At 39.3% G+C, this 13145-nt stretch carries 16 protein-coding genes and 1 pseudogene; 1 reads left to right on the top strand and 16 read right to left on the bottom strand.

Annotated elements, in window-relative coordinates; genetic code table 11:
- Nucleotides 1-254: 254 nt before the first annotated feature.
- From AC5V8P_RS16720 to AC5V8P_RS16700, 5 genes are all read right to left on the bottom strand, one after another.
- The gene (locus AC5V8P_RS16720) at nt 255-539 is read right to left on the bottom strand and encodes a contact-dependent growth inhibition system immunity protein (RefSeq protein ID WP_064796361.1); all 285 of its coding nucleotides are present in this window, start codon (nt 537-539) and stop codon (nt 255-257) included.
- Nucleotides 540-838: 299 nt separating this feature from the next.
- A complete protein-coding gene (locus tag AC5V8P_RS16715; protein ID WP_064796360.1) occupies nt 839-1498 on the bottom strand; it encodes an ABC transporter ATP-binding protein in 660 nt (219 codons plus the stop codon).
- Nucleotides 1498-2715 carry an FtsX-like permease family protein gene (locus tag AC5V8P_RS16710; protein ID WP_064796359.1) on the bottom strand — a complete coding sequence of 406 codons (1218 nt, stop codon included), beginning with the start codon at nt 2713-2715 and terminating at the stop codon, nt 1498-1500. Before AC5V8P_RS16710 ends, AC5V8P_RS16715 begins: the two co-directional genes overlap by 1 nt.
- Before the next feature lie 6 nt (nt 2716-2721).
- A complete protein-coding gene (locus AC5V8P_RS16705; RefSeq protein WP_064796358.1) occupies nt 2722-3714 on the bottom strand; it encodes an ABC transporter permease in 993 nt (330 codons plus the stop codon).
- 103 nt (nt 3715-3817) lie between these two features.
- Nucleotides 3818-4249 (bottom strand): hypothetical protein, encoded by a 432-nt coding sequence (locus AC5V8P_RS16700; RefSeq protein ID WP_155762533.1) that lies wholly within the window; start codon nt 4247-4249, stop codon nt 3818-3820.
- 471 nt (nt 4250-4720) lie between these two features.
- Here AC5V8P_RS16700 and AC5V8P_RS16695 point away from each other — a divergent pair, with 471 nt between their 5' ends.
- Nucleotides 4721-4966 carry a hypothetical protein gene (locus tag AC5V8P_RS16695; RefSeq protein ID WP_196771835.1) on the top strand — a complete coding sequence of 82 codons (246 nt, stop codon included), beginning with the start codon at nt 4721-4723 and terminating at the stop codon, nt 4964-4966.
- A 67-nt stretch (nt 4967-5033) separates the two neighbouring features.
- Here AC5V8P_RS16695 and AC5V8P_RS16690 read toward each other — a convergent pair whose 3' ends face one another.
- The 11 genes and pseudogenes from AC5V8P_RS16690 to AC5V8P_RS16640 all read right to left on the bottom strand — a co-directional run.
- Nucleotides 5034-5255 (bottom strand): DUF1871 family protein, encoded by a 222-nt coding sequence (locus AC5V8P_RS16690; protein ID WP_231116795.1) that lies wholly within the window; start codon nt 5253-5255, stop codon nt 5034-5036.
- A 199-nt stretch (nt 5256-5454) separates the two neighbouring features.
- Entirely contained in the window at nt 5455-5709 is a 255-nt protein-coding gene (locus AC5V8P_RS16685; protein WP_013370243.1) for a CPCC family cysteine-rich protein, read from the bottom strand.
- 15 nt (nt 5710-5724) lie between these two features.
- Nucleotides 5725-6003: a hypothetical protein gene (locus AC5V8P_RS16680; protein ID WP_064796354.1), complete on the bottom strand. Its 279-nt coding sequence runs from the start codon at nt 6001-6003 to the stop codon at nt 5725-5727.
- A 44-nt stretch (nt 6004-6047) separates the two neighbouring features.
- A pseudogene (locus AC5V8P_RS16675) lies at nt 6048-6548 on the bottom strand (WXG100 family type VII secretion target); the annotation flags it as partial.
- A gap of 213 nt (nt 6549-6761) precedes the next feature.
- Nucleotides 6762-7568 (bottom strand): sporulation transcription factor Spo0A, encoded by an 807-nt coding sequence (gene spo0A / locus AC5V8P_RS16670; protein WP_063213557.1) that lies wholly within the window; start codon nt 7566-7568, stop codon nt 6762-6764.
- 216 nt (nt 7569-7784) lie between these two features.
- Nucleotides 7785-8945: a SpoIVB peptidase gene (gene spoIVB, locus AC5V8P_RS16665; protein ID WP_064796353.1), complete on the bottom strand. Its 1161-nt coding sequence runs from the start codon at nt 8943-8945 to the stop codon at nt 7785-7787.
- 123 nt (nt 8946-9068) lie between these two features.
- Entirely contained in the window at nt 9069-10787 is a 1719-nt protein-coding gene (recN, locus tag AC5V8P_RS16660) for a DNA repair protein RecN (RefSeq protein WP_063213559.1), read from the bottom strand.
- Nucleotides 10788-10845: 58 nt separating this feature from the next.
- Nucleotides 10846-11295 (bottom strand): transcriptional regulator AhrC/ArgR, encoded by a 450-nt coding sequence (gene ahrC / locus AC5V8P_RS16655; protein ID WP_063213560.1) that lies wholly within the window; start codon nt 11293-11295, stop codon nt 10846-10848.
- 16 nt (nt 11296-11311) lie between these two features.
- Entirely contained in the window at nt 11312-11788 is a 477-nt protein-coding gene (locus AC5V8P_RS16650) for a hypothetical protein (RefSeq protein WP_063213561.1), read from the bottom strand.
- 155 nt (nt 11789-11943) lie between these two features.
- Nucleotides 11944-12795 (bottom strand): TlyA family RNA methyltransferase, encoded by an 852-nt coding sequence (locus AC5V8P_RS16645; RefSeq protein ID WP_064796352.1) that lies wholly within the window; start codon nt 12793-12795, stop codon nt 11944-11946.
- A gap of 75 nt (nt 12796-12870) precedes the next feature.
- The coding region (locus AC5V8P_RS16640; protein WP_495473730.1) for a transketolase C-terminal domain-containing protein at nt 12871-13145 on the bottom strand (275 nt) is incomplete at its 5' end.

The following is a 13145-nucleotide window of genomic DNA, read 5'->3' as shown; positions in this document are numbered from 1 at the left end:
CCACAGTCGAGTGACTGCTCCTTCAAAGGGCGGTTTCTTTTACACCCAAGAGTTCCTAATCCCTATCTTAAAACTGGTAAATGAGAATAAACTGTAAGATGAACACAAAAGGACTCTGCCAACATAATACATGGCTGGAGTCCTTTTGCTTTGAGGAATACTCATGATGGTGCTTTAAATTCCTCCGTGGTGACCTGTTAGTTCGTAATTAGACCTTTTTGTCGTATTTATTCTATCGCTCTATAAGATAATTTTTATTTATCTTCGTGTAATTTTGTAAGTAATAACTCAATTATGCGCTCAATCTTTTTAATGTTCAAATTTCTTTGTCCATATATATAAACAAATTCTTGTACACTATACCAATTCTTTAGTTCATTTATTTCTTCGATCTCCTGAGTCAAACCTTCAACATAAGCAGGTAACTCCCTACTTTTGAACTCTTCAATTAAGCTCTCTAACTCAGCGAAACCCATACTCCAATTAAAGTAACTCTCTATAAAGTACTTCAAATTTTCATAACTCACTTCTTGTTTCATATATTATTCTCTTATTCTCCTCTTTTATTTAAAAACAGGATAACCCGTAATAATTCTATAACCGGCAGGCATAGAAGAATCTTTTACTAAATACAGTTAGGACTTTGATAAGTCATTTGTTACATACTTTGAAGATGAGTTTCCTCCATTCTTTACTTCTACACCTCGCCGTTTTTACGAGTATGATGAAAACATGAGAATCAGCAGCAAATTGACATAAAAATGCCACATCCAATTAACAGGGATGTGGCATTCTATTTTGGTTGTAACTTTACACTAAAGCATTTGTAGTATATTCGCTACACAGGAACGATTTTTCCATCTACTATTGAATATAATTTCTTGCATATATTTGCAACAACTTGATTATGAGTTACCATTGCAATTGTGACACCCGATCTATTAAGAGCATGAAGTATTTCCAATATGTCTGATTCTGCTGACTCGTCTAAAGCACCTGTTGGCTCATCTGCCAAAATTATTTTCGGTTTTCTGATAAGCGCCCTTGCTATTGCGACTCTTTGAGCTTCGCCTCCAGAAATTTCATGGGGATATTCATTAATTAAGTCAGAAATTTTAAGTTGCTCAGCAATAGAATCAACACGGTGCTTAATTTCCTTTTTAGGTGTGTTCTGACTCAATAAAGGTAAGGCAATATTATAAAAAACACTTCTTTCTTTAATTAAACCATAATCTTGTACAATAAATCCGATTTCATCTCTTCTTAACACAGTCATTCGTTTCTCATCTTTGGGCTTAATTAGTTGACTATCAAAGAAATACTCCCCGCTATCTGCAATATCCATAAACCCTAGAATATTTAACAAGGTAGTTTTACCTGACCCGCTTCTGCCTATGATTCCTACTAAATCTCCATGATCTACATTGAAAGAGGCGTCGGAAAGTATCATTCTTGAACCGTAAGATTTATTTATATTCTTTAATGCAATTACACTCATTAGTTCCCACCTCGTATTGTTTTCGACAACTTTAATCTATTCACAGAAATCCATGGAGGAATAAAAGATAGTAGTGAAAGTGAGAAGCTGAAAATAAGTAGAATAGGAATATTTATATTTTGAGAAATCATAAATGAAAACAAAGCTGCAATACATAATGATACCAAATTGATAAAAAATATCTCAAAAAGAATTGAAAGATTTATTACTGCTCTTCTTGTACCGTTTGCAATCATGATTCCATATGTGTATTTACGGAGAGTGATTTTAGCTATGAGATTTGTTGAAATGCTGAATAGCGCAACAAAAGCAATGACAAATGAAAATATAAATAGAACTTTTTGTAATTGCTCTCCTTCTAGCCCCCACATCGTAAGATAAAAATTTGAGACTCCTTCTACAACATATGGCTCGATATCAAGTTGCAAACTTTTTTGCGTGAACAGCTCTTGGATTTTTTGTGCCGAAAGAGAAGATTGGATGTAGCCACTTGTTTTATCCAAAAATAGTTTTAACATAAAACTTCTATCTTGTGCATGAATATTGTCTACTTCCAACGATGGGAATACAACAAGTTTATCCAAGTATTTCAAAGCGTATCCATTATTATGAAAGCTATGCTGCCCCAAAAAGCCAATTACTTTACACTTTAAATTTACTCCCATATATCCCACGTGTATGATTTGTTTCAACTTAAAATAATCTTTATATTCATAACCCAAAATTATAGGAATAACGTCATTTTTAACGTTATAATCTCCAGCTTGAAATAATCTACCTTCAGAAGTCTGGATAGCAAAATGGTCAATAAACTGTTGATTCACTTGAATACTTTCATATGCGTCTGGGGTTTCGTGTCCAGCTTCATATCCATATTGAAACTTTGCAGGCAAGCCTTGCACATCTAGAAAAAGATTTTGTCTGCTTGCAATAATGTACTTAAAACTTGGATTCGTTTTTTCCCACTCGTACAGCTCATTTAAGACCTTGAGGTTATCCGATTGAGCAAGAAAGTTTTTCTCCTCATCATTGAAAAAATTGTCATTAACCTTGTATAAAGAGGAGGTAGCATTTTGAACATTTGATGCAAGTTCATGTGTATGTGTAGCCAAGCTTAATGTCAAAATAACCAAAATGTACGAAGCAGTACATTGTAAGATGGAAAGTATGGTTTTTCGTTTATGTTGTTTTAATGAATCAATAAGCAAATTGAGCATCACAGATCACCTTTGTGTCATCTTAATATAAGAGATACCGATCACTAAAAATGAAAACAATAAAAGCAGGATCGTCGCCCCTAACATAGCCGGTTGAAGGCTTAGCTCGACATCATGCATATATTTTCCGAAAAACCAAGAAGAGCCAAGAGCCGATATTAAGCTCAACAATAGTATTGGGAAAAAATCTTTCCACACATCTATTAATATTTTCTTTTTAGTGTAACCGTTGCTCCATTTGATCTTCATTTCAGTATTCTTTTTTTCGTTCCAAAAGATCATTACCGATAAGCTATTTACAAAGAGTACGAAAATAAAAATTATGGATGTAATTAATTGATTATTACCTCTATCAATTAGATGTAAAATATTAACATTTTCCTTATCGTATACAGAAACTTGCCCAAACATTTTTTCATTGCCAATAAAATTCAAACCATTTTGTATGGTTGAACTGCTAACAATATATTCAACACTGGAAGTGATATTATCGGCACTCAAGTTCAGTAAAATTGTCCGATCTATTCTAGTAGGTATATTGTAACCAATAATCCCTATGACCTCATAATCCATATGATTATATTCGACATATTTTTTTTCATTTATGGTTTTATTTATGGGGACATCTCTACCAATAACTGCAACATGCGAATTAGATATGAAATCAGATTCAGAAAAAAATCTTCCACTTATTAAATTGGGTGGAACATAGTCTCCCTTATATATAACACCTCGAATATCCTCTCCTTGCCCGTAAAACCTTCCGAATAATACAGTATCATTTGGTAATGCCTCATATAAAGAAGTAAAGTCAAGTTCAGTTTTTGATGTTTTGAAAAACAAGGCATTATCATCATAAAAGTTATTGCTTAGTTTTTTTACGAGATTTACGTTTTCATTATAAAACAATGTAAATAAGCAAGAGAAACTGAACAGGGTAATAGCGATAAATAAAAGCACATCTAAAACTTTGAAACGAGTTATACGAATATTGTTCATAATGTATCCTCCAAGGTAGGTAACAAGGTGAATTGTTTGGTGAATTTTTTATTATAGAATTACTAAAAACAGAGATTCATATCAGAAATAATTCGTTGAAAAATTAGATACCGTAGTATGTTTTGGCTACACCGGATCTGAGTGCGTTATAGTTTTCCCAATCAGAACGAGCATAGGATCTTCCTTGGTTGGCGCTCCATACTCGTCCAGAATCTCCATACACTGATCCAGTCAATTGTTCAAAACGTGCTCTCGTATAACTGTCTAGCTTTGTCTTCCCTTGCTGGGCCTGAGTGTTTCCCCAAACCTGTCTGTTGTTTCCATCCCAATCAATTCCGTGATTGTGATCGTATGTTATAGAAGCATTGTCTAATGGAGTAATTGAATTAACAGTTACGTTACTAGGGATATGCAATTCTTCCTTGGTTGAGATCACCAAGTTTGGATCAACTGCTTGGTTAGGTTCTGCCGCACTGTCGGCAGCATACGCGGGAACACTCGCTAATAAAAGACCCGAACTCAATGCAAGGCCCATAATTTTTTTCTTTATGATTAAATAAACTCCCTTTCTACTAAATTCACCTTGATATCCATGAAACATTATACTTCTAGTCCGATTTATTGTAAATTAGGGTTGTTAATCCATGTGTGTGGTTCTTTTGAAAAGGTAGTGATTCATTAGCAATATCCTTCTGCGTTTTTGCCAAAGTTAAATTATTTGACTTTTGCTTCTTTTCGTGAATGCTGATTTCCCCTATCTCTCTATGTTCTATCCCATAAATTCTCTCCTCTCCAACTCAGCAATGACTTAGCAAGTTTTCAGCAATACAAAAAAGACTAGACGGATAATTCCATCTAACCTTCACACAAATTTTTTATGGTTTTATGATCTGCCTTGTTTCCTATTGACTCGTATTAGGAATGATTAAAACGGAAACCTGTTGGAATCGTAATTAGACCCATTTTCTTATATGAGATTGTTAAAGCAGTGTTTTTAAGGTTTGAGTTGTACGCATGGTCTGCTTTTTTACCTATTGAATCACTAACACCTGCTGCTTGTATGCTTGCTCCAAAAACGAAAAAAAAAGAAAAAGACAATAAAAAGCATGTTATTTCTCATAAATATTCCTCTTCATCCTTCCTTGATATAATTACTGACCAAATTCAGATTGATATTGGTGCAAGACAAGTTAAAGTTTACGCACTTGTTTTGAAGCAAGCTGTATGCAAACATACCATCCCCCTTTATTGAGATTAGATAACTATATAAAAAAGCTCACTCCCATTTTTATTATTAAAGGAGCAAGCTCACAAATAAATTATTTCGTAACATTAATTATCTTATCAGCAATTAACCGACATTCTTCAATACTTTTATCGAATTCCTTTTTAAAAGATTGTGCAAATACAAAATGAATCTGTTCTGCTAATTCTTCTACAGAGTTTGTTTCCTTACTTTTTTCATATATTTTACGTATTTCTGAATAATATTCATCTTCTAGTAGAGGATATATTTCAATTGGGTTCCATTCATTAATCATTTGTACGATATCACTGTTCATTTCTTCTATATAACCTTATTTCATAGAATTTAGCTGTTGCACAGTACTCTCCTAAAAAACAAATAATTCCTACCATTACCCTGAGAGAGGGGATTTTCATACTTCACTTAGAATCCACCAAATTCAGTACTAGTAATCCTCACCAAACGTATCTCATTCTCTAAGACTCGCTTTTATATTAATCACTCTCAGTATTGTTTTCTGGAAGTTCTTCCGATACTGGTTTTCTGACCTTATCTATAAATCTCTCTTCAGAAGCACCAAAAGTTTTATAATTTTTTTGCGCCATGTTCAAAGAAATCTTATTTGCTCCCATGACTATATCAGGATTATTGTGTGCAACAGTATCATACTGCCAATAACAAACTTCACAAATATCAAAATCCTCTTCAACTGTAAAATTACCGCAACATGGGCATTTTTTCGTATCCATCTTAATTGCCTCTCTTTATTTTGGACTATATGAACTAATTTGCTCTAACCAGTATTCCAACCCATCTTCAGGCTTGAAATAAGTTGAGATTCCTCCGTACTTATTAATTATCCCAAATTCATTTGTAGCAGAATCATATCTGAAGTATGTTCCTTCGTTTGAGACAAAAGTCTGAGTTGTTGACGTTGGGCGTTTTTCTAAAAATTCTCTTGCATCATGTAAATATTTTTCTGGTGAATCATAATCGTGCTTATTGACATGTCTATCTAATGTACTTTTACCTTTACCATTCATAAAATCCACTTCTGGATTACGTGTTCCGTCATAGGGTTTAGCATAATTTCCACCTCCGTCCCCCCTTCAAGAGCATGAGGCGTACTCTCTGGCTTAGCTTCCGAAGAAGGAGTGGATTTTGATGAGCCTCCACCTTCTCCCTTCGCCATCTGCCACAATTCTGCTGAGCTTTCTCCTACTCCTTTTGCACTTTTAATCGCAGTTGTAGCTCCATGAGCCGCCAAAGCTGCCGATCCAATTAATCCGGGTACCCCAATGATACTCCCTACACCTGTAGATGAAACAGCAACTGATAATCCTTCTCCACCTATTCCAGCTACTACCTCACCAGCCCCTTGCAATGTTGTAGCTGCATTTCCGAGAATTTCTCCTACTTTAGCTGCCATGAGATGATTATAATTCCGTTCTTTATCAGGCCATATCCCCACTGTCAAATTCCCCTGAATAGCTCCTTTTGCTCCCTGTGCAGTATCCCAAAGGATTTGTCCTTGAAGTTTGCTAGCTTCCAATTGAGCTTCAGACTTGGTGATCTCAGCTTGTACAATGCAGCATAAAATTCTCAATTTGGAATGTAATCTCCAAAAACATAAAAAATCCATCAATTGATTTGCCAAATTACTTGACCAATCAATTGATGGATTTATACATATACTCGTAAATATATTATTGGTTTTCACTGTCAAACCTTCACAGCAAAATGAAGAATTGGTTGGTTTTACCTTCAGTCTCAAGCCTTACCACGTCTGCTTTTAGTCCTTTCAGGACACCTTATTCTCAATCCGCAGCTTGTCTGCAACCATCGCAATAAACTCTGAGTTAGTTGGTTTAGACTTGCTGATATTAATAGTGTAACCGAACAGGTGGGAAATGCTGTCGATATTTCCACGGGTCCATGCTACCTCGATAGCATGACGAATGGCGCGTTCTACGCGAGATGCCGTCGTTTTGAATTTTTCGGCAATTGCTGGATACAGAGTTTTGGTGATAGCTCCCAAAATTTCAATGTTATTGTAGACCATCGTAATCGCTTCGCGTAGATATTGATAGCCTTTGATATGGGCTGGTACGCCAATTTCATGGATGATAGCCGTGATACTCGCATCCAGGTTTTTCGTTTTACCCATAGGCACAACATTAGAAGACCGCATGGATGACACAGTCACCGGGCTGTTGCTGACTAATTGCGGTCCTACCAATTGGCGTATACGGTTAGCGAGCACTTCCATGTCAAACGGCTTCAAAATATAATAAGATGCCCCGAGCTGAACGGCCCTCTGTGTAATATTTTCTTGACCGAATGCAGTCAGCATAATGATTTTCGGTTGTGGAGTCAGGTTCATTTCTCTCAAACGCTCCAATACACCGAGACCATCCAGATGAGGCATAATAATATCTAAAATAAGTACATCAGGTATGTTGCGGGATTCTGCGATGCGTTGGAGCACTTCTTCGCCGTTGAAGGCGATTCCTGTAACTTCCATATCCTCCTGATCGGAAATATATTCAGCAAGCAAATTCGTAAATTCCCGGTTGTCATCAGCCAACAATACCTCAATTTTTTGCAATGTACTTCCTCCTTATTGAGTGTTATTCCATTGGGACATCTGTTTGCACTTCATAAATATTTCTTGTCGGAGTATATGATTTCGACATCGAATTATGAATTCCTTCTGTCGAAAATTATTTTTATTTATTTTTTTTATGAATTCTATTATAATTGAATTTTTATCGTGTACTTCTGAGTTATTCCCCTTTTTTTCGACAAAAAAATCTTAAGGCCACTAGCTCGCCTTAAGATTAGAGGATGACTTCAAGCTCAGTTTATTATTCATGATTCCTGCATCACGCAACATCCATTCGATAAAACATCCGTAACCTGATTTAGGATCATTAACAAATACATGTGTTACCGCTCCGATGAGCTTACCATTTTGGATAATCGGACTTCCGCTCATCCCTTGTACGATTCCGCCGGTCTTATCTAATAACTTTGGATCTACAACTCGAATGACAAGCCCTTTGGTTGCCGGTTTATCCTGCTGAGAAATGTGTACAATTTCTGCCTGAAAACGCTGAATTTGTTGACCTTCCAGCACAGTCAAAATTTCTGCTGGTCCTTCCTTTACTTCATTCGCAAGTCCAACAGGAATAGGCGTCGAATACAAGCCATTTTGCGGCACATCTGACATTTTCCCGAATATTCCAAAACTTGTATTTCGCTCAATATTTCCTAGGATCCGATGATCTTTGAGAAAATGAGCACGCTTTTCTCCAGGTTCCCCACTCTGGCTCTTCGCAATTGACGTCACATTGGATTGCACAATTTCTCCGCTGCCCACAACAATGGGAGTTTGGGTATTCATATCGGTAATTACATGGCCCAAGGCACCATAGACTCCCTGGTCCGGTGCATAAAACGTTAATGTTCCTACACCTGCAGCCGAGTCTCTAATATACAACCCAAGCCGCCACGCTTTATCATCCTGATCATATGCCGGGGTTAACTTAGTGGAAATCGTCTGCTCGCCTCGACAAAGGGTAATGTCAAGCGGCTTTTTGGTTTTACCTGCCTCGTCTACGGCTTCCGCTACCTTGGCGAGACTGTTGAGGGGCTTGCCATTCATGTGCGTTATCCGGTCACCTAGACGTATACCAGCTGTTTCACCAGGCGAAACCTTACGGTCCTTACTTTCCTGAATGATATGGTGACCAACAACAAGCACTCCTGAAGATTTTACTTTTACCCCGATCGTCTGCCCCCCCGGGTATACTTTTAAATCGGGAATTACGCTTTCTTGGGTTGTCGCCATGCTTTTAGAGCCAAACAAATCCAAAGAAGCTTGTAGTGGCAGCGCTGCTTGCACATGCCGAGCGTTACCAAGAGAACACATAAGAAAAACAAGCAAAAGACCGAGCAATTTGATCCTGGAGTAAAAATTCAATGGCAGTCACGCTCCCTTTGCTTCTTTCGCTTGACGAGTAAAGGTGGTCGCCAATTGCGTACCTATAAGGTAACCTTGCCCCCAGGCTTTTATAACTGTTAATCATTACGCCAACCGCTCTTTTCAGGCTTTCTTTCCTTCCGCCAAATTCAGCATTTCCTGTGCGTGATGCAATGTTTTTTCGGTAATTTCTACGCCGCCCAGCATCCGTGCCAATTCCTTGACACGACCTTCCTCTGTTAGTCCCTCAATTTGAGTCATGGTCCGTCCGTCATGAACGTTTTTCTCAATCAGGTACTGATGATCTGCCATACATGCCACCTGCGGCAAATGAGTAATGGAAAACACCTGACAAACAGAAGACAAACGATACAACTTCTCGGCAATGGACTGAGCTGCACGACCACTGACCCCAGTATCCACCTCGTCAAAAATGAGTACCGGAATTTGATCATGACGTGCAAAAATACTTTTCATCGCCAACATAATACGTGATAACTCACCACCGGAAGCGATTTTACCAAGTGGGCGAAGTGGCTCACCTGGATTGGGCGAAATCAGAAATTCCGCATTATCTATCCCTTGCTTGGTAGGTCGTACCTTTAAACCTTTATATTCATATCCTCGTGGATCTTCAATTGGATCAATCCGCACCTTGAGTGATGTTCTTTCCATTTGAAGATCTTTTAATTCCTGTTCCACTTGCTCTGCAAGCTCTTCAGCACAAATTTCGCGGGCTTCTGTAAGCTCTTCAGCAATCTCCAGCAAACTCGAAAGCAACTCATCCCGCTTTGCGATAAGCTGCTCCAGCCGCTCATCTTTATTTTCCAGCAGATCGGTTTCCTGCTCAATGCGGCTATAGTATTCCAAAATCTGCTCTATACTATCGCCATATTTTCGCTGTAATCCGGTAATTTGATTCAAACGCTGCTCCACCTCATGCAGCTTGCCTGGATTAAATTCAATATCCTCGCGATAAGAACGCAATTGAAATGCTGCATCCTCTAACTGGTAAAAAGCAGATTGAATCTGCTCCGCAATAGGCTGAAGGTGTTTACTATCATAGCTCTGAACATCATTTAATCTGGACAACACATTATTGACCGTATCCAGCCCACCTCTGCCACTTAACAGCTCGTATGCTCCTGATATCCCATCCATCATTTTCTCACTATGGGATAGCTTGACCCGTTCCTCTGCCAATAATTCATCTTCACCCAATTTTAACTCCGCCGCGGCAATTTCTTCCAATTGGAAGCGATACATGTCCAATAGCTGATATGCCTTTTGACTGGAGCTTTGCAATTCTCTTACTTCTTTTTCCGCTTTTACAAAAGCGTTATAGCGCTCCCGGTAAAGCGCTTTGACTGGACCGATGACCGAATCACCGAACGTATCCAGCAGCGCCAGATGGCGATCTGCACGCAGCAAACTTTGATGCTCATGCTGCCCATGGATATTAACGAGTTGCTCACCTACTTCACGCAGCATCGTTAAGTTAACCATCTGACCGTTAATTCGAGATGAGCTTTTCCCCTGAATTGTAAGTTCGCGGCGAATCAGCAAATGTTCTTCTGGATTAGCCTTAATCCCTTGTTCCTCCAACGTACTCCAAACAGGATGATTGACCGGGAGTTCAAACAAGGCTTCCATTTCTGCTTTATCACAACCGTAACGCACGAGGTCTGCAGACCCCCTGCCGCCCGCAATCAGTCCAAGTGCGTCGATAATAATGGATTTACCAGCACCAGTTTCCCCGCTTAATACATGAAACCCTTTATAAAAATGAACATCGACAGCCTCTACAACTGCCAAATTCCGTATAGACAAAGTGACCAGCATCGTTCTTTCACCTCTATGATGTACAAATTAAAACGCCTAATATGCGTAGCCATTAAAATTAGGAAATGTAGCCCATAAGACGATTCACGATAGTTTCGCTGTTTTCTTCCGATCGGCAAATAATTAAAATGGTGTCATCCCCGCTAATCGTACCCATGATCTCAGACCATTCAATATTATCTAATAAAGCAGCAATTGAGTTAGCTGTTCCTGGCAGACATTTCATCACAATCAAATTGGTTGTGTAGTCAATATGCAAAAAGTTGTCAACCAATGTCCGTTTCAGCTTCTGTGTTGGATTGTAGCGCTGGTCTGAAGGCATCGAATATTTATATCTGCCGTCGTCCATTGGAACCTTTATGAGCAGTAATTCTTTGATGTCCCGGGATACAGTTGCTTGTGTAACCTGGAAACCAGCCATACGCAATGCTTCAACTAGTTCATCCTGCGTTTCAATCTCATGTTGTGAAATAATTTCCCTGATTTTAATATGTCGTTGGCCCTTCATATAATCCTCCTATGGATTAACCTTCATATTCCTCTTCTTCGAGGTCTTCCACTAATGTAATAAGGCGAATACTTTTCTCATCCGTATCAACGTACAATACTCCCGCACAGCCCGGATAGAGCAGCAAATAAGGCATAAGCCTGTCCCTCAAATCAGGACCGCTCCATTCCATGGGTTGCTTGCGGCGCGACGTTTTGACTATATATGTCGACCCTTTACGTACAGCTACGTAGTCTATAAACAAACGGCTATACACGGTATGTCCATTCACATTAAAAGCAAGCGGTATTTTCATTTTCCCGCCCACCACTTGATACCCTGCTTCCTCTAGTTGGTCCACAGTAGGTCCTTCGTTCAAATCCTCATTAATCGGTATCGTTTTGAGCACAAGCGGTCCCGGCTCCTTTAACCAGGCACGCAGGCTATATAAAGCCCATATCCCTAATATCACCCCGATTACAGTGATGATAACCGTATCGTATCGCGTGTCCATGAACCGATCACCTCATGGACATATTCGAGGACATGAAGCGAAATTCCTTTTCATCTGTACATCTCATTATAGGCGAACGTGAGTTCTATAATCAATCCCTCACACCAAAAAGAGGTTCTCTTGAGTTCACAGAACTCATGGAGAACCCCTGAATGTCACTTACGCGATGGGCCGTTATTAAAAGTCTGACCTGCTTCCTGAACGATTCGTTCAATTAGTGGACTGAAATCCACCTTCTCCGGCTGTGATTCAGCAGACGGAAGGCCATTCAAACGCCAATGTGCTAAAAACTCAATATTTCCTTCGCCACCTGTAATAGGGGAAAAGGCCAAGCCTTGCAATGTCAGGCCAAGCTCATGTGCAAACATCAAGATGGTCTGCAGCACTTCTTTATGTGTAGCAGGCTCTCGAACTACGCCAGATTTCCCAACCTTTTCGCGACCAGCTTCGAATTGAGGCTTGATTAGAGCTACAATATCAGCAGGTTGTTGCAGCAATGCAAGCAACGGTGGCAAAATAATTCGTAACGAAATAAAAGAAACATCAATACTTGCGAAGTTAGGTACAGGACCGCTCAAATCCGCAGGTGTCATATATCTGAAATTGGTTTTTTCCATCACGCATACACGTTCATCATTACGAAGCGACCAATCCAGCTGATTATATCCCACATCAATAGCATACACGTACTCAGCTCCATGCTGAAGCGCACAATCCGTAAAGCCTCCGGTTGATGAACCGATGTCCAACATCGTCCTGCCCTTCATGTACAGCTCAAATTGACGGATGGCCTTTTCGAGCTTCAAGCCTCCACGGCTTACATATGGATGCACCGAACCTTTAACTTTAAGCTCACTGGAACGTGGTACCTTCATCCCCGCTTTTTCGATCCGTTCACTGTCCGCCAACACTAGGCCTGCCATAATCGCGGCTTTTGCTTTTTCGCGACTTTCAAAAAAACCTTGTTCTACAAGCAATACATCAATGCGTTCCTTCGGAACAGACATGTTAATCTCCCTTTTGGCAGCCAGGCTGCTCTTGTCATACTTTTTATAATATCATGTTATTTACTTTAAGTTACCCTATACAGATTGTCCCATGCCATATGCTGGCTCAGCGGACCATTTACGCAACTTTAGACACACAGCTTCAACGGTTAGCCCCACTTCAGCGCGCTGCTCCTTGATGGAGCCGTGCTCTACAAACAGATCGGGAATCCCCATTAAGCGCACCTGTGCATCTTGTATTTCTTCTTTGGCGTAAAATTCCAGTACAGCGCTGCCCAAACTTCCCGCTTCAGAAGCTTCTTCCAATACGATCAGCTTCGTATGCTGGTGGGCCAGCTCACGCAACATCT

The organism is Paenibacillus sp. N119s (genome assembly GCF_059447605.1).
This window is presented reverse-complemented; position numbering and strand designations above follow the sequence as displayed.